33 protein-coding genes and 1 pseudogene are annotated in these 21,547 nt (G+C 62.5%); 4 read left to right on the top strand and 30 right to left on the bottom strand.

Features of this window, described 5'->3' with window-relative positions:
- Nucleotides 1-36: 36 nt before the first annotated feature.
- The 18 genes from GO986_RS18055 to GO986_RS17975 all read right to left on the bottom strand — a co-directional run bounded on the left by GO986_RS18055 (nucleotide 37) and on the right by GO986_RS17975 (nucleotide 11,336).
- Complete coding sequence (locus GO986_RS18055; protein ID WP_157460701.1) at nucleotides 37-477, bottom strand: Ivy family c-type lysozyme inhibitor; 441 nt, start codon at nucleotides 475-477, stop codon at nucleotides 37-39.
- A 156-nt stretch (nucleotides 478-633) separates the two neighbouring features.
- Nucleotides 634-1,164, bottom strand: coding sequence for a hypothetical protein (locus GO986_RS18050; RefSeq protein ID WP_157460700.1), 531 nt, complete (start codon nucleotides 1,162-1,164; stop codon nucleotides 634-636).
- Nucleotides 1,165-1,266: 102 nt separating this feature from the next.
- A complete protein-coding gene (locus GO986_RS23280) occupies nucleotides 1,267-1,401 on the bottom strand; it encodes a hypothetical protein (RefSeq protein WP_255449416.1) in 135 nt (44 codons plus the stop codon).
- 218 nt (nucleotides 1,402-1,619) lie between these two features.
- Complete coding sequence (locus tag GO986_RS18045; RefSeq protein ID WP_157460699.1) at nucleotides 1,620-2,531, bottom strand: phage tail tube protein; 912 nt, start codon at nucleotides 2,529-2,531, stop codon at nucleotides 1,620-1,622.
- Between the two features lie 44 nt (nucleotides 2,532-2,575).
- Entirely contained in the window at nucleotides 2,576-2,836 is a 261-nt protein-coding gene (locus GO986_RS18040) for a hypothetical protein (RefSeq protein WP_157460698.1), read from the bottom strand.
- Nucleotides 2,837-2,845: 9 nt separating this feature from the next.
- Nucleotides 2,846-3,283, bottom strand: coding sequence for a hypothetical protein (locus GO986_RS18035; RefSeq protein WP_157460697.1), 438 nt, complete (start codon nucleotides 3,281-3,283; stop codon nucleotides 2,846-2,848).
- Nucleotides 3,280-3,750, bottom strand: a complete 471-nt coding sequence (locus GO986_RS18030; RefSeq protein WP_157460696.1) for a hypothetical protein — start codon at nucleotides 3,748-3,750, stop codon at nucleotides 3,280-3,282. The genes GO986_RS18035 and GO986_RS18030 overlap by 4 nt, the downstream gene beginning before the upstream one ends.
- Complete coding sequence (locus GO986_RS18025) at nucleotides 3,731-4,114, bottom strand: hypothetical protein (protein WP_157460695.1); 384 nt, start codon at nucleotides 4,112-4,114, stop codon at nucleotides 3,731-3,733. The genes GO986_RS18030 and GO986_RS18025 overlap by 20 nt, the downstream gene beginning before the upstream one ends.
- A gap of 1 nt (nucleotide 4,115) precedes the next feature.
- The gene (locus GO986_RS18020; protein WP_157460694.1) at nucleotides 4,116-4,490 is read right to left on the bottom strand and encodes a hypothetical protein; all 375 of its coding nucleotides are present in this window, start codon (nucleotides 4,488-4,490) and stop codon (nucleotides 4,116-4,118) included.
- Nucleotides 4,487-4,651, bottom strand: coding sequence for a hypothetical protein (locus GO986_RS18015; protein ID WP_157460693.1), 165 nt, complete (start codon nucleotides 4,649-4,651; stop codon nucleotides 4,487-4,489). The genes GO986_RS18020 and GO986_RS18015 overlap by 4 nt, the downstream gene beginning before the upstream one ends.
- On the bottom strand, nucleotides 4,648-5,244 hold the full coding sequence (locus GO986_RS18010) for a hypothetical protein (protein ID WP_157460692.1): 597 nt from the start codon (nucleotides 5,242-5,244) through the stop codon (nucleotides 4,648-4,650). The genes GO986_RS18015 and GO986_RS18010 overlap by 4 nt, the downstream gene beginning before the upstream one ends.
- A gap of 2 nt (nucleotides 5,245-5,246) precedes the next feature.
- Nucleotides 5,247-6,398, bottom strand: a complete 1,152-nt coding sequence (locus GO986_RS18005) for a hypothetical protein (RefSeq protein WP_157460691.1) — start codon at nucleotides 6,396-6,398, stop codon at nucleotides 5,247-5,249.
- Nucleotides 6,395-6,814 (bottom strand): hypothetical protein, encoded by a 420-nt coding sequence (locus tag GO986_RS18000; RefSeq protein ID WP_157460690.1) that lies wholly within the window; start codon nucleotides 6,812-6,814, stop codon nucleotides 6,395-6,397. Before GO986_RS18000 ends, GO986_RS18005 begins: the two co-directional genes overlap by 4 nt.
- The gene (locus GO986_RS17995) at nucleotides 6,811-7,578 is read right to left on the bottom strand and encodes a hypothetical protein (RefSeq protein ID WP_157460689.1); all 768 of its coding nucleotides are present in this window, start codon (nucleotides 7,576-7,578) and stop codon (nucleotides 6,811-6,813) included. The genes GO986_RS18000 and GO986_RS17995 overlap by 4 nt, the downstream gene beginning before the upstream one ends.
- A 143-nt stretch (nucleotides 7,579-7,721) precedes the next feature.
- Nucleotides 7,722-8,003, bottom strand: a complete 282-nt coding sequence (locus tag GO986_RS17990) for a hypothetical protein (protein WP_157460688.1) — start codon at nucleotides 8,001-8,003, stop codon at nucleotides 7,722-7,724.
- 71 nt (nucleotides 8,004-8,074) lie between these two features.
- On the bottom strand, nucleotides 8,075-8,899 hold the full coding sequence (locus tag GO986_RS23510; protein WP_157460687.1) for a minor capsid protein: 825 nt from the start codon (nucleotides 8,897-8,899) through the stop codon (nucleotides 8,075-8,077).
- Nucleotides 8,808-10,577: a hypothetical protein gene (locus tag GO986_RS17980; protein WP_157460686.1), complete on the bottom strand. Its 1,770-nt coding sequence runs from the start codon at nucleotides 10,575-10,577 to the stop codon at nucleotides 8,808-8,810. The genes GO986_RS23510 and GO986_RS17980 overlap by 92 nt, the downstream gene beginning before the upstream one ends.
- Nucleotides 10,578-10,649: 72 nt before the next feature.
- Complete coding sequence (locus GO986_RS17975; RefSeq protein WP_157460685.1) at nucleotides 10,650-11,336, bottom strand: RyR domain-containing protein; 687 nt, start codon at nucleotides 11,334-11,336, stop codon at nucleotides 10,650-10,652.
- Between the two features lie 56 nt (nucleotides 11,337-11,392).
- On the opposite strand from GO986_RS17975, the gene GO986_RS17970 reads away from it, so the two are divergent.
- On the top strand, nucleotides 11,393-11,635 hold the full coding sequence (locus tag GO986_RS17970; protein ID WP_157460684.1) for a hypothetical protein: 243 nt from the start codon (nucleotides 11,393-11,395) through the stop codon (nucleotides 11,633-11,635).
- Here GO986_RS17970 and GO986_RS17965 read toward each other — a convergent pair whose 3' ends face one another.
- The 9 genes from GO986_RS17965 to GO986_RS17925 all read right to left on the bottom strand — a co-directional run bounded on the left by GO986_RS17965 (nucleotide 11,636) and on the right by GO986_RS17925 (nucleotide 16,501).
- Nucleotides 11,636-12,814 (bottom strand): terminase, encoded by a 1,179-nt coding sequence (locus GO986_RS17965; protein ID WP_157460683.1) that lies wholly within the window; start codon nucleotides 12,812-12,814, stop codon nucleotides 11,636-11,638.
- Nucleotides 12,815-12,839: 25 nt separating this feature from the next.
- Entirely contained in the window at nucleotides 12,840-13,334 is a 495-nt protein-coding gene (locus GO986_RS17960; RefSeq protein ID WP_157460682.1) for a hypothetical protein, read from the bottom strand.
- Entirely contained in the window at nucleotides 13,331-14,185 is an 855-nt protein-coding gene (locus GO986_RS17955) for a terminase small subunit (RefSeq protein ID WP_157460681.1), read from the bottom strand. The genes GO986_RS17960 and GO986_RS17955 overlap by 4 nt, the downstream gene beginning before the upstream one ends.
- An 81-nt stretch (nucleotides 14,186-14,266) precedes the next feature.
- On the bottom strand, nucleotides 14,267-14,518 hold the full coding sequence (locus tag GO986_RS17950) for a hypothetical protein (protein ID WP_157460680.1): 252 nt from the start codon (nucleotides 14,516-14,518) through the stop codon (nucleotides 14,267-14,269).
- 140 nt (nucleotides 14,519-14,658) lie between these two features.
- Entirely contained in the window at nucleotides 14,659-14,883 is a 225-nt protein-coding gene (locus tag GO986_RS17945) for a hypothetical protein (protein WP_157460679.1), read from the bottom strand.
- Nucleotides 14,884-14,889: 6 nt separating this feature from the next.
- Complete coding sequence (locus GO986_RS17940; protein WP_157460678.1) at nucleotides 14,890-15,273, bottom strand: hypothetical protein; 384 nt, start codon at nucleotides 15,271-15,273, stop codon at nucleotides 14,890-14,892.
- Nucleotides 15,270-15,665, bottom strand: a complete 396-nt coding sequence (locus GO986_RS17935) for a hypothetical protein (protein WP_157460677.1) — start codon at nucleotides 15,663-15,665, stop codon at nucleotides 15,270-15,272. The genes GO986_RS17940 and GO986_RS17935 overlap by 4 nt, the downstream gene beginning before the upstream one ends.
- 159 nt (nucleotides 15,666-15,824) lie before the next feature.
- A complete protein-coding gene (locus GO986_RS17930; protein ID WP_157460676.1) occupies nucleotides 15,825-16,040 on the bottom strand; it encodes a hypothetical protein in 216 nt (71 codons plus the stop codon).
- The gene (locus GO986_RS17925; protein WP_157460675.1) at nucleotides 16,022-16,501 is read right to left on the bottom strand and encodes a VRR-NUC domain-containing protein; all 480 of its coding nucleotides are present in this window, start codon (nucleotides 16,499-16,501) and stop codon (nucleotides 16,022-16,024) included. The genes GO986_RS17930 and GO986_RS17925 overlap by 19 nt, the downstream gene beginning before the upstream one ends.
- Nucleotides 16,502-16,578: 77 nt before the next feature.
- Here GO986_RS17925 and GO986_RS17920 point away from each other — a divergent pair, with 77 nt between their 5' ends.
- The 3 genes and pseudogenes from GO986_RS17920 to GO986_RS17910 form a co-directional block, all read left to right on the top strand.
- Nucleotides 16,579-17,166, top strand: a complete 588-nt coding sequence (locus GO986_RS17920) for a ParA family protein (RefSeq protein WP_157460674.1) — start codon at nucleotides 16,579-16,581, stop codon at nucleotides 17,164-17,166.
- Nucleotides 17,167-17,264: 98 nt separating this feature from the next.
- Nucleotides 17,265-17,441 carry a hypothetical protein gene (locus GO986_RS17915; protein WP_157460673.1) on the top strand — a complete coding sequence of 59 codons (177 nt, stop codon included), beginning with the start codon at nucleotides 17,265-17,267 and terminating at the stop codon, nucleotides 17,439-17,441.
- 206 nt (nucleotides 17,442-17,647) lie between these two features.
- Nucleotides 17,648-17,851: pseudogene (locus tag GO986_RS17910) on the top strand (IS4 family transposase); the annotation flags it as partial.
- A gap of 207 nt (nucleotides 17,852-18,058) precedes the next feature.
- Here GO986_RS17910 and GO986_RS17905 read toward each other — a convergent pair.
- From GO986_RS17905 to GO986_RS17895, 3 genes are all read right to left on the bottom strand, one after another.
- Entirely contained in the window at nucleotides 18,059-19,315 is a 1,257-nt protein-coding gene (locus tag GO986_RS17905) for a hypothetical protein (protein ID WP_157460672.1), read from the bottom strand.
- A gap of 387 nt (nucleotides 19,316-19,702) precedes the next feature.
- Entirely contained in the window at nucleotides 19,703-19,891 is a 189-nt protein-coding gene (locus GO986_RS17900) for a hypothetical protein (protein WP_369409452.1), read from the bottom strand.
- Nucleotides 19,892-19,911: 20 nt separating this feature from the next.
- Nucleotides 19,912-21,402 (bottom strand): hypothetical protein, encoded by a 1,491-nt coding sequence (locus tag GO986_RS17895; RefSeq protein WP_157460670.1) that lies wholly within the window; start codon nucleotides 21,400-21,402, stop codon nucleotides 19,912-19,914.
- Nucleotides 21,403-21,547: the final 145 nt, after the last annotated feature.

Below are 21,547 nucleotides of genomic sequence, written 5' to 3'. Positions count from 1 at the left end.
GGGTCAGGCAGGGCGTGACACTCACGGGGTCAATCCTCAGCGCAAGCGGGGCACACTCCCGCCATAGAAATTGATGATGGCCCGCTGGAGGTCTTCAGGATAGGCGCGGGGATCCATGAAGCGCCCTTCTTCGAATGACATGTACCGGCCTTTGGACTGGATCATCACCACCAGGGCGTCACGCTTGACGTCATAGGCCAGGATGGCGGCTTCAGACCCGCCCAGATGTGGAGCGTTCCCTGTCAGGTAATACACCGTCCGATTTTGGTCGCTCATGATGGGGCCGCTGACGGTTAAATTCTTTTGTAGCAACTCGTATAGCCCTGGAGTAATGAGCGCCTGCACGCGAGCCTTGAACACAGGCTTCTGGAACAGTTTCACATCAAAGGCGTACTGCCCTGTATTCCTAGTAAGGTCAGCCAGCTGGGCGGCATGGGCAACAGGCAACAAGAGTGCCAACAGCAGCAGAAGGCGCATCCTCGCACGGTACATCGCGCGTCGCGCCCCTGCTACTCATTTGCCGCAGCCTACCTCCGGCCTGCGTTCATCTGTTCCTGTGCCCGGCGCCACCACTCATCCATGGCGGCCTCGCCTCTGGCGTAGTAATACACCCCCAGATTCAGGTCCCAGTCTTCAGGGCTCATATGCATCAGATGGGCCGGTGTTACTCCCCAATGATGCGCCATCTGATCCAGCGGCACTGCCCAATTCCTCAGGAAATCGGACGTTAGAGGCGGCATCGACCTCGGTCACCGGCTTGACGCCGCTGTGCTCCCGGATCGCGTTGACCAGCACAGTGAAGTCCGGTCCCATGCCGAACGTACGGTGGGTTTCTTTGCCCCGGTAGCGCGCTAGCAGCTCTTCAAACTCGGGCTCGACCAGAGATTCACGCACCAAATCACGGTTTCCTTGCTCACTGGCTTGAGCGATAAGCGCCAGCGCCTCGGGAGTATCCTCGTCGCTCAGTTCATTGGGGCGGCCTTGGCTATTCATGATGCTTTTGAGCAGTTCGCCGCCCTTGTTGGCATGTTCTGCCCCAGCCTGCGCGTACCGGCCCGCAAAGGCTGCAAGGGTAGCCCCTTGCATGATGGCCTGCATGTCAGCTTTACGAATTGTGACTGTCAGGTCCATTCCAGGAAGAAGGACATCCTTGAAGAAGGTCATACACCCAGTTTTGAAGGGGGCGTGACACGAGAGACCCTGAAGCACAGAACCCCTGCTTTTGAGGGCAGGGGTCCACGGCGTCTGGGTCCAGGGGCGAGAGGCTTAGTTCAGGGCTGTCAGGAGTGCCGCGATACCAGTGAGCAGACCGCTGAGTGCTGCAATTAAGGCAGCGATTTCAGTGGGTGTCAATGGCTTTCGACGGCGTTTTGGTGTATCCTTGCGTTGCTTTTGACGCATAGGATCACCTCCTTTCTGAACGCCCCGGACCCTACATCCGGGGCGTTCAACGCTCGAATGTGATGTCCTCTCGTCCTGGATTGTCATGCGCCGCGTCCTCTCGGACGCCCACAGCATAACACGATTTAAGAAAAAGATTGACCAGGCCGAGCTTTTTAAGCTACAGACTAAAAAGCCTCTTGGCACGAAGGCGCAAGAGGCTTCTGTTCACGTCGTGCTCAGGCAGGCAAGGTAATTGAGTATTCCGCCAAGGTGTCTTCGCTGACGCCCACAGCCTCATAGGGCACCACAATACGGTCAGTTCCCGCAGGCACGTTCACGCTGTTGACCTCAGCCGTGTTCACTGTGAATTTCAATGTCTTTGGTGTGCCACCAGGGAGTGTGAAGCCACTTTCGACCTTGACCAGCGTGTTCTGCTCGTACGCATCTCGGAGAGCTGTGACGAGCGCCGGCAAGCTGAATGTGGTCGTGATCGTCGGGCTGTCAGTCCGTTCCCAGCCAATTGGGTAATTGGCCTGGGCGGCCGTCCCTGAGGCACCGTTGACTGTCCCGTTGGCACCGTCCACCACAGCCATCGGAACCTGAATATTCACGCCGCCCAGTTCAGGCTTGTACAGCACATCGTTGACTTTGAGCCAGAAGTGCTTGTACTGGAGTTGATCGTTTGGTGTGACTGGCAGCGCAGGCGCGGTGCCCAGGGCCTGGCTGCTCGTGACCATGAAGCTGATCTGCGCTGTAACGTTCGCACGGGCTCCTACCGTCAGCTGAATACTGCCGATCTGTACGTCTTTCGCCACACGATCCCCAGTAGGGTGTAATTGCCAGACTGTCAGGGGAATCCCTGGCGCCAACGCCTCCCAGTTGGTATCGGACGGCGTAATGACGCTCGTCGCCACTGGCCCGAGCACTTTCAGCAGCTCGCTCAGCGCGCTCATTGTCATTTCGACAGTGATCGTGCGGGCATCCGCCTGGACTCCCTGCACGCGGCTACGACGGTTGCGAATGCTGCCAATAGTGCCGGCATCTTTCGTTCTCAGCAACTGTTCGAGGGGCGGCATGTACTGCGTGGCCTTCAAGGTGTGCGTGGGCGTGGTGGCCGCCGTGCCGACTGCCGTTTGCAGGGCGATCATGATGGCACCGTACTGCCCAAGTCCAGGGCGCTGTGTCCAGGGCATTATTTACCGTCCTTCGCGCGCTTCTCAGGCGCTGGGGCATCTGGAGCCAGTGTCTGCCCAGCCTTCGCATCATCTTCGCTCTCAGGGGTGTCCAGCTTGGGGGCTGTGCTGGCCTTGTAGTAGCCCGTCGCCTTCAGGGCTTCAGCGTGCTCCAGACTGCGAGCGAGAACTTTTACACCAGGCCCCACCTTGCCCACGCCAGGGATTACCCCTTCGGGGGCGTCGGCCTTCCCTTCAAACCACTGTTCTTTGTCGCTCATAACACTCCTTTAAGCGGGTTCGTTCCATTGAATGACAACCTGCGATTGACTGAGGGTGCAGCCCTTCACTTCGGCTTCCTCCTCGCCGCGCCAGATGGTCGTGAGTTGAGGCGGGGCTTCTCGAAGCACACGCTGAATGGCGCGCACGATGCCCACACGGGCGTCGAAGGTGCTGAGGTAGTGGGCATTGGTTTCGCTGATTTCGAAGGTGGCGTTGACCAGGATCAGGGCCGAAATCTGCGCAGTCTGGCCGAGATCTGCTACCAGGTCTTTGTCGTCAAGCGGCCCCACGATGGTGAAGATCATCCAGGGCCCCAGGTCGTTCGTGGTCACGGCCCTCACGATGGGCGCGCGCCACTCGGCAATGGCGCCGGCGCCGCTCAGTTCGGCGTGCACCTCGCGGCCGATGTTTTCCAGCAGGATCTTGACGTTCTCGCTTGGCCTCATGGAGCAATCCTCATGCGCGCGGTGACAGCCTGCCGGGTCAGGCGGGGAATCTGCGCCCGCGTGCGCTCAATGGCCAGGCGGTCCCAGTCACGAGCGGGGATGATCACGCTGCGCTTGCGAAAGAAGCGGTTGCCAATGCGGAACACGAGGTAGGGAACATTCTTCGCCTCAATCTCCATGCCGCGGGCATTCACTCGGCCGTAGAACAGCGTGTAGAGCTCGACAGTGGCCCCATTAGGCGTGTCCCGGGCGAAGGCGCGCGTGTGCGTGATCAGGTTGCCCGAGCGGCGGCCTAGGGTACGGGCACTCTGAAACTGTAGGTTGGCCTTGGCCTCACGCGTGAGGACCACAGCCGTCTGCTTGGCGAGTTCACGGGCCACTTCCACCGGCACTTCGCCCAAGCGCTCCAGACGGCGCCGGAGGGTAGGGTTGCCGTAGAGGTCCAGGCTAGCTGTCAGACGCAACATAGGGCAGTCTCTGACCGGTGCGTGGGGGGTCGTCGGGTTGATCCGGCTGATAGGGAGCTTCACCCTCAGCGGGGTCAGCGGCCAGATAGACAGTGGCACCCGCCGGTTCGGTGGCCACCTGCAGCACCCGGTACCGGCCGGGGGGCGTGGTGTCGTTCAGCGTCACCGCGGCGTTGACGACCAGGTCACTGGCGAGGGGATTGAAGACCATCACCGTGTGGGTGGCCACCACGCTGACCAGGCCCTGCGGCCCAGTGCCGCCCCCAACGCCCACGCTGCGCCCATTAAAGTCAGGGCGCAGGCATTTGGTCACGGTCCCGGAGGGCGTGACCAGTTTGAAGAAGGGGCGAGCATCCACCCGCACGTCAGAACACCCCGTCCGTTGCCACACTGCCACTGCGGGGCGGCCAGCTCGTCTCGTCCGTCCGGGGCAACAGGTGCAGGATGCCGGCGATTGCGTCGGCCTGCATCTGCTGCTCTTCCAGGCCACTGAGCTTGCGATCAATGCGGGCGTTCAGGCCCTTGCTGACCTCGTACTCCGTGTTGTCGGTGATGAGGCGGGCGGCCGTTGCCCAGGGCCGGGGATGCACGGCCGTGTCCACCCGCAGCGCGTCCACGGACAGAGCCCGGGTGAGGGCGTCAGTGTCCAGGTTGCCCCCATACCCCTCGCCTAGGGCGTCCTGCAGGTGTTGTAGGCCTGCCGCCAGGCTCAGAGGGAATTCGGGGACGGTAAGGGTCATTTCCGGCCCGCCTTGGGTTCCTGAACGATCTTGACGACCTGGCGCGCGGCGTCAGGGGTCGGCGCCGGGACGGGCTGGCCGGTCACGACCGAACGCAGCCGGGCGTCCAGGTTCAGGACCTGGCCCAGCAGCGTTTCGGCATCCCGGCGCGCGCTGCTCATGCGGAAGCGTCCCCAGTGGGCACGATGCCCAGAGCCGCGCGGAAGAGATCCATGATCTCGTCAGCCTGGCGGACGCTCACGCCCTTGAGACCGGCGATCTGGTCGCGCAGGCCTTCGGGGAGAGTGAGAGGCGCAGGGGCGACCTGGGCAGTGTTCTGCGCCTCCGCCAACTGCACTTCCAGCGCGCGGAGTTGCTCTGCCCCCTGATCAATCTGCTCCACCAGGGCCGCGCGGTCGGTCTCCCACGCCGCCTTCTTCGTTTCGTACTGGTTGCTGAACTCAGCGTACCCTTCACGGGTTTTCTCGTGCTGGGCCTGCTCGTGTTCGAAACGCCGCTGAGCTTCTGACCCTTCGCGCTGGGCTGTGTCCAGATCGGCCTTCAGCCCAGCGTTGGCGTCCAGCAGTTCCTGAATGTCCACACCTGGCTCGGCAGGTGCCTGCGCCTCGTCATATACCGGGGCGCCGCTCACCAGTTGAATGGCCGCCGGCACCTCGGTAAACGGCTGCTCCGGCGTGGCCACGAACGGCCCGAAGGCCTCGCCCCGGTGCCGGTACGTCTGGCCCAGGGCCGTCACTTTCACACGGTCACTCATGCTCAGGCCTCGCTTTCGATGATGACCAGACGCTTGGCGTTGCGGATGACGGGCAAGCCGTTCTCTGTCCCCTCCGCCACCAGCTGGTAAGGATCGCCTTCTGGGCTGAACAGCCGCCCCCAGCGGCCCAGCGGCTCACCCCGCCAGGTGCCTTCCACCGTGGGAGCCACGTGGTAGTACCCCAGCGCCTGCTCCGGAATGGGCGTGCCCGACAGACTGACCAGTTGCCCGGTGGTGTTGCGGCCAATCACCGCAATCACGTTGTTGGGTGCCATCTGCACCCCGATGGTCTCGCCGGGCGTGGTGGGATCGATGACCTGTCCCTCGCGGCCGTACCCGATCAGGGTGGTGGACTGCGCCTGGTCCCCCGTGCTGGCGATCACGAAGCCGCCGTTGCCGTCGCTTTGCAGGCTCTGCGTGCGCCGGATCTGCACCGTGCGGATGTTGCGCTCCGGGCTGTACACATCGCTCACGATCTGAATGCGGTGCACGGGGTTGTCGATGATGACCTGCAGCGTGGCCTGACTGCAGACGATGCCCACGCTGCCCTTCACGATCTTCTCGGCGTCGCTGATCGCCTTCCAGAAGCCGGACGTGGTGCCACTCAGCTTGTTGGTGCCCGTCAGGCTGATCTTGTTGCCCGCCGGCACCTTGTAGTCCACCAGCAGGCGGCGGCCATTGAAGGTCCAGTCGATCTTGCCGCGCATCAGGGCCTGCATATTCAGGTACTCGGCGCTGTCGTCCAGCGACTGCACCACGCCCTTGGTGTAGAGGTTCAAACCCGCTTCGCCCATGAAGTCATTCACGCTGCGGCCCTGCGCCTGGCCCGCCGTGGCCAGCAGCAGCAGGCGCTGAAGGTTGCGGGCCGGCGCCTCGTCCAGCACCACCGACTGGGCCAGCTTGGCGGTCTTGTGGTTGAAATTGGTCAGCTGAATGGCGCTGCCCTGCGGGTACTTGCTGTCCATCCCGACGTGGCCGGCCATGACAGTCTGCACTTCCATCAGGCCGCCGTCGATGTCGTAGTCCGGCATCTGCACGCGGGGCAGGAAGCGGCCCGACAGATACTCGGAGGCCGCAGGCGGGGTGTTGGCAATCTGAATCAGGGCGCGTCCGGCGGACAGCGCGGCAATGACTTGAGCCCAGGTGAGGTTCATCGTTTGTCCTCGTAGGTCATGAACACGAAGCGGGTGGCCAGGGCGGTGCGGACGGTGGCGTTGGCCAGGGCACGGGGGCTGCCGCTCGCGTCGGGCAACAGGGTTTCGTACACCACGCCGCCGGCGTAGGCGCCGTAGCCGCTGGCCGCGTCCGCGCGGCTGTCTTCTTCCGCGTCGGTCTTCAGTAGCAGCTGGGGCTTGCCGGCCGTACCGGCGGCGGGGCCGCACAGGTAGACGCCCGTGGTGCCGTTGCCGGTGGGCTCAATGGCGGTGCCCGCCGGAATGCGGCGTGAGCCGGCGGTGCCGTACTTGGCGTCCGTGAACAGCGCGAAGTTGATCTGGACGCCGGTACCGAAGGTGTCCATGCTGCTGCGATCGGCGACAAAGGCCGGCAGCCCGTAAATCTTGAGGGTCATGCGGTTCCTCCAGGAGGGGTGGGATTGGCGGCGGCCTGCCGGTCGGCCAGCACCTTGGCGGCGTAACTGGAGAGGCCTTCGCCAGCGCCCGTGGCGCCGGCTTGTGGGGTCACGACCATTCCTGTGGTCTGGGTGGTCGCGGGGAAGAGGGACGTGAAGTAGTCCCCCCAGTTGGCCTGCGCGTACTCCCTGAGCACGCCCCGGTCGGTGTCTTGGCCGCTGACGGTCTCGATCACCCGCGCGTCGCGGATGACGTTGCCCTGCGCGTCCTTGACCGGCTGGCCGTTTTCGGTGCGGTCGCGCAGTTCAACCCGCAGGTTGGTGCCGCGCAACCGGTCTTGCAGCACGCTCAGGCGAGCGCCCGAGGCGTCGGTGATGGTGCGCAGCTGCTCACGCTGGGTGGCCTGTACCCCCTGGTCCAGCCGTTCCCAGACTTGGGCCGGCGTCAGGGTCTGCTCACCGTCGCGCAGCAGCGGCTGCACTTGCTCCCAGGTCGCGCGCTGCTCAGCCGTCAAGGCGAGGCCCCCCTGGGGCACGCGGTTACTGGTGTCGTTTGCGGCGTCCAGTCGCTCCATAAGCAACGTGGCGCCCTCACGGGTCTGCGGAATGTCGAGTTCCTGCAAGACAGACTCGAAGGTGCGCTTGAACGTGCGCGCCGCGCCGTTCTCACGCTCACGGGAGGCCACATCGCGCGCGGCGGCCTCGCCGGCAGCGGTGGCGTCATTGTTGTGGTCTTCGAGGTACTCCGTCCAGGACTTCGGCATTCAGGTCACTCCTTGAGTGGAAGAGGTGGGCCCGCCCTGCGGGCGTGGGGAAGGGGCGCCCTTGGCGCGTAGAGATAGGTTCAGGCGACGCGTGACACCCAAACAAAAACCGCCCCGGAGGGCGGCTCAACTTGCAAAGAGCATCATATAGAGCGGAGACTTGCAGCGAAATATTCCTTTGGGCTGCTGTTGTATTCATCTTTAAGAAGGCTAACTATATAGCTCTTGCCATTAAAATTAACTTTCGGCGAACCAAGATTCAGCTCCAAGCTTTGATACATCTCAAGGCCAGGGAAACCAATGAGTCCTACAATTGGTGGGGCAAATGAACCGATTGTAAGATCTCGTATCTCCTTTGGCGTGAGTGATGAAGGATCAAAATTAATACTCTTGCCGTTATAAACAAGTGTGGACTCTGCAATCAAATCGTAGCAGGGTAAGGAAACTGAAGAGGCTGGTAGAACTCCCGGCTCCTGTAATTGATACATGATTTACATTACCGCGCCCTCGGCACGGGCACCGCGCGGCACCGACACCTGATGGCTTGACCCGGCCACTCGCCTTCCTTCCACCGGCGCACCTGGCCATGCAGCAGCTGGTGGGGCCGCCGCACCCGATTGTCGAGGCGAGACCACCACACGTAGCTGGTCAGCCCTAGGGCCTGCTGACGGTCAGCCTCTGCGCGGGCCGCCGCAGTCAACAACTGGTCCTCGGCAATCAGAAGCGCCCGGTTCCGGCCGACCCCCAGGCGCTCTTCCAGCAGTCCGGCGGCCTGCTCAACGCTCAGCCCCTTCCGAATCGCCTCCCGCACCGTTTTGGCCGTGTCATCCCGGAAGCGTTTCTGCTCTTTCGACCAGTACCCGTTCATGTCTTTACGCTGGCGGTCCACCGCGCGGGCCTGCAGGGCTTTCGAATCATTGAAGGCTAGGCCAGGGTCGCTGATCCTCGCCAGCTCATCCACGCTCAGCACCCGGTCCCGAACAGCGGCACGAATGCTCCGGTAGACCTGCTCCGGCGGCATCCTGGTGACCGTACTCGCCTTGCTGATCAGCGCCAGCACCTTCGGCAACTGCACCCGCCGCTGCGCCTGGGGCAGGGCCAAGACCCGCTCCAGTTCCGCCTGGGCGTCGGCCAAGAGGTCTTTCCGGTACTGAGCCAACACGGCGCTGCGAGCGCTGGCCAGGTGCTGGCCTTCCTTCGCCCGGGCCAGCTTCAGGAGCCGGCGGTGCTCAGGTGTCAGGGCGGGCATCAGGGTCCAGGTCGGGGTCGGGCTCGTCGTCTGGGTCAGCTGGCGCGGTGGGTGGCGCCAGATCCAAGTCACGCTGGGCCGCCACATCGGCGTCCGAGATACCCAAGGCCGGGAAGCCAAGTTGCAGCGCCCGCGTCGCAATCCACGCCGCCGGCGCTGATTCCACAATCCGCAGGGCAATGGCCGGCGTGATGCCCTCTCTGGCCCGCGCGGCCCGCTCCGCCTCCACATCTTCCACGCCAATCCGCTGCAGGAAGTTCTCTTCGCTGATGGCGCCGGTCTCATGCAACTTCAGCGCGGCTTCGACTTCCTGGGGTGTGGGCTGCACCGCCGAGGCCCGCGCCTGCGCCCGCACCCGGTAAGCTTTCCCTTCGTCCACCCGCCCGGTGAAGTGCAGCCCCAGGGCCAGCACCGTGCCCAGCAGCCACCGGAGCAGGGCTTCCAGAGCGATCCGGGTCGGCTCCAAGCTGGACATGAAGTCGTTCACGGCCTGCTGCCGGCTGATGCCGTTGGCCGCCGCGTCCCCCGTGATCAGGACGTGCAGCTGCCGGGCCTCGTCATAGATCATCTCGCGCGCGGCGTACCCGGTGTCGGCGAAGACCGTGAAGGGCGTGGGCGCGCGGTGGTCAATGCTGGGTGTGGCCAGGCCGGCGTCCACAAGCTTGCCCGTACTCTCATCCACCTTCTTCATGACCGCGCCCTGCACGTAATTGATGGTGCCGGGGCCGCGCAGGTGTGGCCGCGCCTTCTCCCAGCGTTTTCCGCCCGGCGCGTCCTTGTCTTTGACCCACTCTCCATCGGGCATCTGGGCATTCAGCAGCGTGGTCTCAGTAAAGCCGCCCAGGTCAATGTTCCGGCTCCCCATCGTCAAGGTCTTGTCCAGCATCAGGTTCAGGCGCCGGATGCTGTCTGTCACCAGCTGGGGCAGCGTGACCTCGTACACCAGCAGGTCAGGCACGGGGTAGGTCACAGCCGGGGCGCCGTCCGCATCCGTCCCGCCGGTGAGCAGCTGAGGGTGAATCACCGCGCCGTCGCGGGTGCGTTCCTGCACCTCGTAGTGCGTCTGATTCCGGTCATCCGTCCAGCTGTGCACCGCGCCCGTGCCCTGGCCGTCCGTGGTGCGGGTCAGGGTGGTTTGCGCGTATTCGGTGGCATGGACCTTGATGCGCTTCAGGGCGTCGGAGAGGGCTAGGCCCGCCCGGATGCCCCGGCGAGCGCGGCCCCGCTCATCGGGCTCCAGATCATCAAGCGCATCCGCCGGGATGAACAGGCGCAGGTGGCCCTTGCCACTCCAGAGAGCGGTGTCCAGGGCCTTGTGGATCTGGAGCCACACCGCGCTTTCCTCCCACCAGTCCGTCAGGGCGGCCGTGTACTCGTCAATGTGAGCCACTTCCGCTGCCGTGGGCTTCTCGTCGGGCTTGAGCGCCCGCTTGGGGATGAAGTTCCACAGGGGCTCACGGCCTGCAATTCCGTTGCGGTGGCGCTCGACGACATCGCGCAGCAGGTTGCGGCTGACGAAGACGCGCTCGATCTCCTGGGCCACCTGCGCGCCGCCCTGACTCCCAGGGGCGGGCAGCGGGCCGCGCCAGCCCAGGCCGCCGAACCAGTGGTCGCCACGGAAGAGTTGATCGGTCAGCTTTAGGGTGGCGTCTCCGCTGCGTTTGTCAATCAGGGCCTTGCCGGCCTCCAGAATGCGCGCGGCCGGCGACGGCTGGTAGCCCGGAGGCAGGTGCAGGGCAGGCGCGGTCATGGGTCAAGCATCAGGGGCGGCGTGACAGCAAAAACCCCGCACTAGGCGGGGCTTCGGCAGTCAGGTGTCGATTTAAACGCGCTCTGGCCAGTGCCAAGTTCCGGGAGCGCGAGTGTCCTCGTCTTGATGTGCACTGCCAACAGTCAGCACACCGGGAATACGGTTGTTGGCACCCGGCGGAACCAGGAACGGATGACACTTCCCCGAGGCGGGCTGCGAAGCATCCGCACAGTTCAGGTCATTGCAGCCATCCAGGTACACAGTCAGGTTGCAGATGGTGTTCTGAGCGCTGGTTGGCCAAGCATTGACAACTGTGGCCGCGCGATGCTGGCCGTCAGCAAGAACGTAATGGACTTGGCGGCCGATGCTGGGCCTTTGCAGGGAAGCAGTAGTTGCCCTGGGTGTCAGATCGGCGGTGAGTGCCCCATGCGCCGCCTTCACCACCGCGCTGTACAGGTGGTCCTTGCGCTTCTGATCGTCTGGTAACTGGTCGTAGGGCACCAAGCAGGGGTGCGTCTTGGCATCAGGGTCTTTCGCGTCGCCGTAGACCCAACCGGTGGCCACCTTCTCCGCCATCCAGCTTTCGTGCTGCTGCGCGGGCGTGTTGCCAGCCAGGGCACCTTCAATCCCCTTAACGGCGCTGTCTTTCTGCCAGTCAGGGGCGGCGTCCCAGGGCACTTGAGACGTGTCCCCAATGCTCGCGCAGTAATGCCGATTGGCCTCATGCGCCAGGGCAGCCAGGGTCAGGATCAGCGTCATGTTTTTCACGCCTGCATCGTTCGCCCGAGCGTGACAGGAGCACGCTATAAAGGGATATGGCAAACGGATACTACGCAGTGGCTTTCGACGAACAGGAGCAATACAGGGGCGTGTGGCACGGACGCACACGTGAGGAAGCGATTCAGAACGTCAAGCTGCACTTGCTGGATACACGGATTTACGGCGACGTCGCCTTAGGTGATGCCGACGTAATGGATACACCAAATGATCGCGCTCAGTTCCCGGTGGGCGATAAGACTTGGTACTTAGAGCTAGGCCCCATCGACTTCGAACGCTGATCAGTACTCCCCGAGCCCGTAGCCGCCCCCACTCGGCGGCGGTGGCGCGTCCAGCTCCGGCAGCGGCGCAAAGGCGTACATCAGCGCCTCGGCATAGTCCGGCGAGCTCGTGCCTTCCCCGTACTTGTTCACCACGATCTTGTCGCTGGTCCCCATCTTCTTGAACGTCGGCTGGGACAGCTGCGCCATCAACTTCTGGAGCTCCGGGCTCTCTCGCAGGTGGTACAGGCTGATGCACTGGTCATCCTCCCAGGCCTCACCCTTCACTGACCGCAGCCACGTCCGCTGGAAGCGCAGGCGCAGGCGCCACCACAGCTCCGCCGCATAGTTCGCAAACCGCTGGCGGGCTGTGAGTTCCGGCCGGTCCTCGTACTCGGTGCCGGTCGGCTTGTTGCTGTTCGCCAGGCCCTGAATCGCAAACGGCAGCTCGGCCTTGTCCCGGTTCAGCGTGCGCGTAATGCCCGCTCCCACGCCCAACTTGTCGTATTGCAGGGCCAAGATCTGATCGCGCGTGGCCTCCTCGCGCACGTCGTCCTCGACACTCCCGCCCAGCATGGCCTGCACCTTCAGCACCGCTGGCCCAGCCGCCAGGGCGTACACCGTGCGGTCCCCTTCCTCACTGCCCACGTCCAGGCCCGCCTGCCGGGGCTGCTGCGGCGCCAGTTCCAGCTTCACGGCCGCCTGCACCCACTTCTGGGGAATGACCACGCCCGTCACGCTGGCCGTGTAGTCGATATCGATTTCCTGCGCGATGATCACGGGGTCATCAATACGCTCGACGGCCCACTCGTACCAGGGGTGCATGGTCTGCACCTGGCCCTTCTCGTCCAGGTACCGGGCCGTGAAGTTCTTGTCGGGATTCGCCCGCCAGGAGAAAGTGAACACGCTGATCTTGCCGCTGAAGCGCTTGCGGAAAAACAGATTGCCCACGCCCTTCGGGGTGCTGCCGTAGATGATCGTGCGGGTGTTTTCCGACAGGGCGCTGTCCACCGATTCGGCGCGCTCGATGGCCGCGTGTTCGTCCACGAAGTACAGCGTGTTGCGGCCCCCGCGCCCGATGTTGTCGCCGCTTTCACCGGTGACCGTGTTGCCGTTCTGGGGATTAATCAGGCGCATGAAGGGCGCGTGGGCCTTGCGCTTGTAGCCCCGGGGCTTGAGCCATTTGGGCAGCTTCTCCACGATGAAGCGGATCTTCTCGAAGATGCTAGATGCTGTCCATATCGCCCAGGCGGTCCACCAGCACTTCCTTACGGGACCCGATGCCGCCTTTGAAGTCTTTCCAGAAGAGCCAGTGGTGCACGTAGTAGGCGCAGAGCACCCAGGTCATGCCCTCGTCGCGGCTCTTTTCCGTTAGGCCGTTCTGCCGTCCGCGCACGCGCTCATCCAGCCAGGCCACGTACTCTTCCTGCCGGGGCCGCAGGCGCAGGGGGAGCACGCCGGGCAGGCCCTCCGCGACGTTGCGGGGGTCTAAGGTCCAGCAGAAGAGATTGATAAACCAGACGGGATCACGGCGGGCCTTCTCAATGGCGGCCAGGCGGGCTTCGGCGCTGGTGTTCAGGGTGCGCAGGGCGCGGGCTCGGCGGATCATCTCCGTGCGAATCAGGGTGCCGCGCACCGTGGCCCGGCGGATCACCGCTTCAGCGATAGCCGCCGCCCGTGAGGGGTAAATCAACTGCTCGTCAATCAGCGCGGCCGTCATTGGGCGTCCTCGCCCAGCAGGCGCGAGAGTTCGCCGGCCAGCTGCTCGTCGGACGCCTCTTCCAGGCCGGTGCCTTCCGGGAGGCCAGGGGGCGCGTCGGGCCCCTCTTCGTCTTTGCCCCAGAGGCCGTGGAACTTGCCCATCAGCTCCCGCGCGTGCTGGCCATCGTAAAGCTCGACGGTCAGCGCACCAGACGGGGAATACTTCGTTTTGCGAATGAGGTGCGAGAGGCCGCGGTCCCGGGCCACCGCGATGTCAGCAATGGCCACCTCTCGAATCTCAGGCGGGCCCGGCGCCCAGACTTCGGCCTTGGGGTTGCGCTCGAGTTGAATCTCGTAGCGCAGGGCCTGGTCCCGGCGCCGGACCTGGCCAGCGGCGTGCGCTTTGAGTTGGTCATCATCCAGCAGCGCCCTGTTGGCGTACTCCTCCTCAAAAGCAATGTCTTCTTGGAGGTCGGTCAGCAATTTACGGACGGGCACCCAGGTCATCGGCCGGTGCAGCTCGCGCTCGAAGCGGCACACATCAGCCAGGTCCGCACGCATGACCTCTTCTGTACGCGCACGCACTTCCTCGGGGCCGGCCCCGCTCTCGATCCAGCCCAGGCGCAGGGCCGTTTTGATCTCAGGTTTATTCAGGTTTTCGGAGCCGATGGAGTACGCGGTTTTCTTGCTGTAGCCGGCTTTCTGAGCGGCCCGTGTGGCGTTGGGCCGCTGCAGGTAAAAGGACACGAATTTTCGCTGCCGGGGATTCAGCAGCGCGTAGGCCTCGGCAAAGGTGGTGGGTGGAGCTGGGCTGCCGGTGGCCGGGGCAGCGCCCCCCGTGGGTGCGCTTGTGCGCGCCTTGCGCGTCATACCCCTATCGTGGGGCCGCGCGTGACGCAAAAAAGCCGCGCTGGACGGGCGCGGCGGGTGAGCGGTATCAGGCGGAGCGCTTTACTCCTCATCCCAGTTGATGGGGCTGACCACCGGCGTCTGCTCGCGTTCTCGCTGTTCGGCCAGCAGGCCACTCTGATTCCGGTTGGCTTTACTGCCCGTGGCCAGGGCGCGGCCCGACTTCAGATAGCGCTGGCAGGTGGTCCGGGGAATACCACTGTGCTGCGAGAGCCAACGGGGAAAGTCCAGCGTCAGGCCGTGCCGAAGGATGTCCAGGTACAGCGCAAACGCCGCACGCGCCCGAGCCTGCACCCCCGCCCGTCCAGGACCTCCAAGGGACGCCCAGGCCTCCGCCCGTTTTTGCAGGGCCGCAATGTCTTCAGGACTTACCCGCCGGCGCTTCGCTTCCTTATTCAGGCTTGGCCCACTTTGGGCCATTGTGTACCGCTGACTCAAGAGGCCCCACTCACCTGCATCGGGTGACGCTTCTTGACCGCGCGCCGGGCCTTCTGACCATTCGCGGCCCAGAACCGGGCGTGCTGCCCTTCCAGCATCGCCGCCCACTCCTCTTCGGTCCGGGCCCCCGCTTCGATGGCGGCATGCGGCGAGCTGTGCGCCGTGCCTCGGAGGAACGCGCGGCGGGCTTTGTCGGGATGCGTGGCAGATTTTCGGGCCATAAAACCTCAGCGGCGGCGCGTGGCCGGAGAACGAAGGGGGCGGCGGTCCAGGGTGGGCAGAGAGAGCCGGGCCGGCGTGCTCAGGGCCAGGTGCAGGGTGCAGGGTTGCGACTGGGGCACGTGCTCAGAAGGCACGGGGCGCAGTGAAGACAGCCGCTGGCGCACCGCCACGATCAGCAGATGCACGGCCTGGGCCACACTCCGCCGGAACGCGTCAAGGGCTTCGTAGGCATCCTCAAAGAGACTGATCGCCCGCAGCGCGCCGCCCTCGAAGGCCACCCGGCCCCGGCAGGCGCCACACCGGGCCTGCTCGCCGTTCGGAGTGCAGGCGTGCACGCTCAGGGTCACGCCGCACTGGACATGCGGACAGGGAATTGGCATCAGGGTCATGGGTTGTCCTTCGGGGGGCGGCTGCCACCCCTGGGGTGCGCGCGGCGCCGGAAGTGCTCGATCTTGCGCCGCGCCCGGCCTTTGAGGGGCATGGGTCTGGGCGTCAGGGCCGTGATGATCAGCTCCCGGTCCAGGTCATAGATCAGCTCGGTCCAGCGGCCCAGCACGGGATAGATCAGGAACACGCGGCGGCCGGTACCAGCAACCGCGTCCAGCTCCAAGCGGGGCAGGGCCACCACAATCGCCTGGCAGAGGCGCAAGTATTCCGCGGGCGTCAGGTGCAGGCGGTAGCGCACCCGCAGGGCGGCAGCCGTGTGCTCGTAATGGTGCGACGCACCGGCCGCCCACAGCCGCGCGTCCTCTTCTGGGGTGAGGGCCAGCGGCTTACTCACCTCGGGCCACCTTCCCCGTTCCCTGGCAGGCGGGGCAGCGCACACACCCGTACACCGTGTCTGGCAAGGCGCCAGGAAGAATGCACAGGCCCCCGCACACAGGACACGCCTCCGAAGCCCAGGCCTCCAAGAGAGCCCACAGCCGATCCAGCCAGCGTTTCACCTCTCCCCTCCCCCGCTGGGCAGGCCCCGCAATTCGCATAGCCAGTCCCGCAGCGCGTCCAGGGCGTGGGGCGCCAGACGGTTGAACTGGGTGCCGGCCCCCGTGGCCAGCAGGTCGGCCCCTCCATCGGGCGTGGCGCGCAGGGTCACCGTGCCCTGAAACTCACCGGGCAACGTCAGGGGCGCTGGAACGATCAATAGCTGGGTGCGCACAGTTCCTCCTGGGCCGCGGCCAGGGCCTGGTCAAGGGTGTAGGCGACGGTCACGCGAAAGCCGGCGAGACGCAATCGGGCATGGGCAGCCAGTTGGGCCTCACTCGGCTTCTTCCCCGGCTGCTTCAGTTCCAGGAAGAACAGCCGGCGGGGGGCGCGGTACACCTGTAAGTCGGGCCAGCCGGGCGTGTAATACACCGAGCCATTGCCTGCGCTGCCCAGCAGGGTCTGTTGCACGGCCCACCCGAAGGCGGTGAGGTTGCGCACCACGTCCGCCTGGAACAGGGCTTCGGTCAGGTAACCGTTGCTGTGGCTGGCCGGCAGATAGGTGTCGGGCAGGCTGGCTGGCCCCGTGGGGAGGCCCAGGTCCTGACGGGCCTGCGCGCGGCGGGCCGGGTCTTTGACGCGCTCCAGATACGCCTCAGCGTCTGCCCGCGTGCTGAACGTCCCGTAGCGGCTCATGCTCTCGCCTGCCGTAATTTCACACAATCACATTTCTGGTTTTCTGGACTTCTGTGTTTGTGTAAAATCACCGATGTATGAAAACCATCAGCGTGCTGAGCAAGAAGGGCGGGGTGGGGAAGACCCTGACCTCGATTGGCGTGGCCCAGGTGCTGGGCGAGGCGGGGCATACCGTGGCCCTGCTGGACCGAGATCCGGAAGGCACGGCCACCAGCTGGGCGTACAACGCTCAGGAGGCAGGCACGGCCCTGCCCTACCGCGTGGTGGGTCCCATGCAGGCCACAACCATCGGCGCCGTGGACTTCCTGATCGTGGACACCCCGCCGAATGACAAGCGCACGCTGCAGGACACAGCTAAGCAGAGCGAGGTGTTGCTCGTGCCGCTGCTGCCCGGCTCGGGTGAAGTGGACCGCCTGGAGGAAACGGTCACGGCCCTCAGCGAGGTCACTCTGCCGGATGGGGTGCAGTTGGGCTTTGTTCTGAACCGTCTGGAAAACGACGGGGTAAGCCGCGCGATGCCCGACGCGCTGGCCCAGCTGGGCTACCCAGTGGTGGCCCACGTGCGCAAGTCGGTGGACTATCAGCGCAGCTTTGGAGGCCTGATCCCCGGGCACTTGCTTGCGCCCTTCCGCGAGGCGCTGAACGAACTGGGGGTCAAGGCATGAGCAAGAAGGGCAACGATGCGAACAGCATCCTGAAGGCCGCGCGCCGTGCTCAGGACGTGCCGCGCCCTGTATCCACAGAATCACACGATCACATTTCTGTGACTCGGACACCTGTGCCGCAGGCTGTGGCCGCGCCAGAGACCGAGAAGCGGGTGAACGTGGCGCTGCCTGCCAGCACTCACCGGGCCCTAAAGATTCGGGCAGCAACGGAAGGATGCAGCGTGCAAGATCTGGCCGACCGCGCCATTCAGGAGTTTCTGGGTCGCCCGAGCTGAATTGAATTTCTGTCATTGTGTGACCTCACATTTCTGTGGGGTCACACTTTTATGGTCTCTCCGCCTGCCTCTCTGGAGCGCCTGATGGACGAAGGCGACGCGCTGCTGAAGGAAGAAGGAGGTCATGCCCCCAGCCTGCCCGACTCATCATTTACTCATGTTACAATGGACACAGGATTGAGCGGTGCAATTGGGGCACCCTCACCGCCTTTATCTGGGCCTGTGTAACGGGCCAGGTCCTGGCCATCAAGCAGCCCATGGAATGGAAGAAACACGGACACCGTGCAATGTCCGTGTTTCGACTGGGTCTCGATCAGCTCCAGGAGCTCCTGCTCCACCCGTCGCCCTCGTTTTGGCGGGCCTTACAAACCCTCATGCCGAGTTTTGACTCTTCACAAGGCCTCCAGTAACCTCTAGGTCGAAATTTCCTTTGGCGTTTTTATAAGGTTTAATATCAGCGTTATGATGTTAGCTAGAATTATAAGGGACATCATGACAATAGATGGGAATGGGTCGATTTTTTCTATCGCGTAAATAAAATATGAGTACGATCCTATGAATATCAGCTGTAAGATCATCATTTGAACAGTTTTGATATTCATGATTTCCTCCTTAGATTACGCGCGATGAGTTCTGTTTTTCTGAAGGCAGATATTGTATGCGGCGACAGCTTTTCTCTTGTCATCTTCAAGATACTTATAATTGGGAGCAAAACTCAAGAAGGTTCCTCCTGCAACCGCACCTCCTCCAATGAATGCCATCCAAGCCATCGGACCACCCAGAATAACTGCTCCTATGGCAAGCCCGCCAGCCGTTGCCGAGGCCCAGATGCCGAAACGGCTGGTCATTAAAGCGGTTTCCGCTCTATCGACAGCGTATTTTTCATTGGCACAACTATTAAGAGCATACTCATAATTGTACTGTGGCTCTTCGTTGTAAACGAATGGAGGTTCAATGACAGGGCAGACAACGATGCTCTGCCCAGAAATACCACCGACAGTGTTTGAGCTTAGTGTCCCTGCGGTTTGACATCTTGGATCAGTAGGAGTAACAACGATGGCCAGACTCGAGAGTGACTGGGCGGTAATTTGACCTTGCGATCTCACCTTCATAGTTGTGAGCTTTAGAGCGCCTAGTCCAGCCCCAGCATAATGAGACATTATATTACCATTGCCATCAAAAACAAAGCTATGTTCTTGGGCTGATTTGGATTGCAGAACAGGGTCAGGAGATGTAATATTGGAACTCACGTCTGCGCCACTGTACAGCAATTGTCCCTGAGAGAATACGTGCTGAGTAATTACAACTGAAGTAACTCGCTGTCCATTGTCGATATTATTGAATGTACCCGTCCCCATTAGATAAAGACGCTTAACTCCTTCCACCATCCACGTTTCATATCTGTGATTTTTTGGACTAGACAGCGTCACGGTTACATTCATAACTGCGTTATCAGACAAACGATATTTCAGGACTAATTTAGAGACGTAGTTTTTAGTTGTGAGTTTTCCAGGTCCGCAGTTTTCTACATAGGATTCAACCGTTTGTGCGCTATTACCTAGGTCGGCCTGCCCAAGAACATCACTAGTCAAGCCGGACGCGACAAGAGCTGACTTAATCCATTGACTGCTTCGTACTGATCTCTGAGTGACTGGATCCAGACCAGTAGTGCTGTCTTGCGAACTGGGGACATTTTCCAAGCAGTCGGTTATGTAATCTACAGGCTCGCGAATCGCTGGAACGACTCTTTGTGTGTTTAAGTTGGTGCTCTTAACTGCAACAGGATTTGGCTGCACTTCTGGCTCCCTGAGATCACCGCAACTCATGAGTAGTAAGGCAGAAACTGTGGCTAGTCCGTAAAGTTTTGGTGACATAGTAATACCTCTCAGAGACTCTCCACATGGAGTAAAATCCAAGTGTTGAGTCCTAATCTATTAGCGATTTCCTCTTACAATCATTCGACTGCTTGAAAGAGAATTTGTAAGTGCACAAACTAATGTTGCGCCTCACTTCTAAATCTATCAGCCTACAAATTCTCATATTGCGCAAGTCTGCAAGATTAGATTTTGATTAAGAATAAATTAATATTGGGATTTTCGCTGATTCAAAAGTGCTCTTCGCAGAGCTTCAAATCGTGTCGTGGCCCTTATCTCGTCACTGTCACCAAGGCCATCACTTTTACCGCATTTCGCTCGATACATCGTCTCGCCGTCCGTACGGCTGACCTTCCAGTGTATCCGGCAAATGCTGACTGCCCAGGCTCACAATGCTTGCTGACTGGGCGATAACAGCTCAGTCTCTGAACGACGGAAGAGGCCTGTCAAGCGCTCACTGTTCGCGGTCTTGATCGTCAGCAGGGCCACCACCTGGCCGGTGGGCTTCAAGCCTTCCGCCTTTAAGGCATCGGCCGTTGCCAACTCCGCCGGATGCGTGCCCACATACTTCGGCACCGGTTCCCCTTTGCGACCCATCAGTTCACCCGCTTAAAATCTTTGTGCAGCAGGAAACTCAGCATCCGTTCCCCCGTGTGCAGTTCCACATGGCCACCGTCCAGGTGCACCACGGTCACGATGCGGTCCGCGATCTTCTTGTGTTCCCAGCGAGTCCCGACGCCTACCGCATCGCTGGGCGAGGCCGGCTCCGGTTCCGGGGTTCTTACCTGTGGGTGATTCACGGGCCCCACTGGTGTGGGTACCGGGCTGGCCTTCACCGCGCCGATCAGCCGGTCTAAGCCCCGCACCGCCAGCGTGATCATGTTCCCCTGCATGGCCTTGGCCTCGTGCTGCGCCGTCGTCCGCACCAAATCGACCTCAGCAGGGTCCAGCTGCAACCACAGGGTGCGAGGCAGGCTACCCGTCCGGGTCGATTCCTTCAGGAGAGTGGGCAGGCTGTTGCCTACCAAGGCCTTCAGGCCCCGGTAGGTCGCGCTCTCCGGCAAGGCCACCGGACGTGCCGCCAGCGTGGCCCGGCTCAGGGGCCGCAGGGTGTCCACCGTCAGCCCGCCGGCCGCCGCGCTGCCGCCCGGAACATGTTCGGTGTCCGTGGCTTGATCTGATTCGCCTGCTGGTGGCTGGTCTTGAATCTGTGGCTGAATCAAGTCGCCTTGCCCGGCCGCGTGAGCGGCCCCGCCGTCAGGCGGAGAGGAGGTCAGCGGCTCGCCCGGCAGTGGCCCAGCTTCATGGGTTTGAAGCGCAGCGTTTCCTGAGGAGGAGTGCGGCGCGGAGCTGGCCTGGCTTGTCCGGCCACGTACTCGGCTGCGCACCGTCGCTTGCCCAGCAGGGTCTTGTACTCCTCCTCTCTCTGGAAAAGTCTTTGGGGAAGTCTTTGAAGAACTCTCTGTATATGTATGGGAAATAGACCCCATATACCCCTCGTTTATTTGGGGGAGGGTATGTGGTTTATTTGATAGGTATATGTCGTTTATTTGACATACCCCCCCCTGGGCCTCCGCCCCGCCCTTCCTTTCGTTGAGCTTCGGCGGCTCGCTGACCCACTGCACCCCGGGGGCGCCCGGCTCGTCAATCTGAAGCAGGCAGCGCAGGGCACTGACGACAGGTTCCACGAACATCACGTTAGGGACTGAGCGGCCGTTGCGGGCCTTGACGGTGCGGAACTCCTGGCGGGTCAGGCCCCGTTGAATGTTGTGCTGTACGGCGGCCTTTGCCATGGCTTTGGTGACGCCGAAGAGGTTGGCGTAGTACATGTAATCCCGCTGCAGCAGGTCAGCGTCGAACTTGCGGGTCACGTGGGTGACCTGGCCGGTGCGCTCGTCGCGGTGCACGGTGGGGCGGTACCAGTACAAGTCATCGGCGTAGATGGCGATGGCCAGGAACTGGACTTGCCCTTTATCGCTCTTGAACTCGCGGCGGGTGTAGAAGGTGTGGGGCGTGATGTTGCCCTCGAAATGCAGCTCCCCAACGGCCTGCACGGTGGGCGTGGGGGCGAGGTCTTTCCGTGTCATGAAGGGACTCCTGACGCTCCTGGGGTGTGCTGACCCCGTTCGGTACGTTGACCGAACACCGCCATGCGCGTAACATGGCGATAGGCGAGAGCCTCCTTTTCCAACTGGAAAAAGGACAATCTTCGGAATCGGAACCCTCTGTGGA

It is taken from the genome of Deinococcus arboris, from assembly GCF_009755355.1.
Lineage (GTDB): Bacteria > Deinococcota > Deinococci > Deinococcales > Deinococcaceae > Deinococcus > Deinococcus betulae.
The sequence above is the reverse complement of the archived record's forward strand: the minus strand, read 5'-3'. Positions and strand labels throughout refer to the sequence as shown.

Coding starts and splice junctions, on each gene's coding strand:
- GO986_RS17995 (WP_157460689.1), bottom strand. CDS start 7,578: ATGCCGAAGTCCTGGACGGAGTACCTCGAAGACCACAACAATGACGCC.
- GO986_RS17925 (WP_157460675.1), bottom strand. CDS start 16,501: ATGAGCCGCTACGGGACGTTCAGCACGCGGGCAGACGCTGAGGCGTAT.
- GO986_RS17955 (WP_157460681.1), bottom strand. CDS start 14,185: ATGACGCGCAAGGCGCGCACAAGCGCACCCACGGGGGGCGCTGCCCCG.
- GO986_RS18035 (WP_157460697.1), bottom strand. CDS start 3,283: ATGAGGCCAAGCGAGAACGTCAAGATCCTGCTGGAAAACATCGGCCGC.
- GO986_RS18000 (WP_157460690.1), bottom strand. CDS start 6,814: ATGACCCTCAAGATTTACGGGCTGCCGGCCTTTGTCGCCGATCGCAGC.
- GO986_RS18030 (WP_157460696.1), bottom strand. CDS start 3,750: ATGTTGCGTCTGACAGCTAGCCTGGACCTCTACGGCAACCCTACCCTC.
- GO986_RS18045 (WP_157460699.1), bottom strand. CDS start 2,531: ATGATCGCCCTGCAAACGGCAGTCGGCACGGCGGCCACCACGCCCACG.
- GO986_RS18015 (WP_157460693.1), bottom strand. CDS start 4,651: ATGAGCAGCGCGCGCCGGGATGCCGAAACGCTGCTGGGCCAGGTCCTG.
- GO986_RS17895 (WP_157460670.1), bottom strand. CDS start 21,402: ATGACACGGAAAGACCTCGCCCCCACGCCCACCGTGCAGGCCGTTGGG.
- GO986_RS17960 (WP_157460682.1), bottom strand. CDS start 13,334: ATGACGGCCGCGCTGATTGACGAGCAGTTGATTTACCCCTCACGGGCG.
- GO986_RS17970 (WP_157460684.1), top strand. CDS start 11,393: ATGGCAAACGGATACTACGCAGTGGCTTTCGACGAACAGGAGCAATAC.
- GO986_RS18040 (WP_157460698.1), bottom strand. CDS start 2,836: ATGAGCGACAAAGAACAGTGGTTTGAAGGGAAGGCCGACGCCCCCGAA.
- GO986_RS18010 (WP_157460692.1), bottom strand. CDS start 5,244: ATGAGTGACCGTGTGAAAGTGACGGCCCTGGGCCAGACGTACCGGCAC.
- GO986_RS17975 (WP_157460685.1), bottom strand. CDS start 11,336: ATGACGCTGATCCTGACCCTGGCTGCCCTGGCGCATGAGGCCAATCGG.
- GO986_RS17905 (WP_157460672.1), bottom strand. CDS start 19,315: ATGTCACCAAAACTTTACGGACTAGCCACAGTTTCTGCCTTACTACTC.
- GO986_RS23280 (WP_255449416.1), bottom strand. CDS start 1,401: ATGCGTCAAAAGCAACGCAAGGATACACCAAAACGCCGTCGAAAGCCA.
- GO986_RS18050 (WP_157460700.1), bottom strand. CDS start 1,164: ATGACCTTCTTCAAGGATGTCCTTCTTCCTGGAATGGACCTGACAGTC.
- GO986_RS17920 (WP_157460674.1), top strand. CDS start 16,579: ATGAAAACCATCAGCGTGCTGAGCAAGAAGGGCGGGGTGGGGAAGACC.
- GO986_RS18055 (WP_157460701.1), bottom strand. CDS start 477: ATGCGCCTTCTGCTGCTGTTGGCACTCTTGTTGCCTGTTGCCCATGCC.
- GO986_RS17980 (WP_157460686.1), bottom strand. CDS start 10,577: ATGACCGCGCCTGCCCTGCACCTGCCTCCGGGCTACCAGCCGTCGCCG.
- GO986_RS18020 (WP_157460694.1), bottom strand. CDS start 4,490: ATGACCCTTACCGTCCCCGAATTCCCTCTGAGCCTGGCGGCAGGCCTA.
- GO986_RS17940 (WP_157460678.1), bottom strand. CDS start 15,273: ATGACCCTGATGCCAATTCCCTGTCCGCATGTCCAGTGCGGCGTGACC.
- GO986_RS18005 (WP_157460691.1), bottom strand. CDS start 6,398: ATGAACCTCACCTGGGCTCAAGTCATTGCCGCGCTGTCCGCCGGACGC.
- GO986_RS17945 (WP_157460679.1), bottom strand. CDS start 14,883: ATGGCCCGAAAATCTGCCACGCATCCCGACAAAGCCCGCCGCGCGTTC.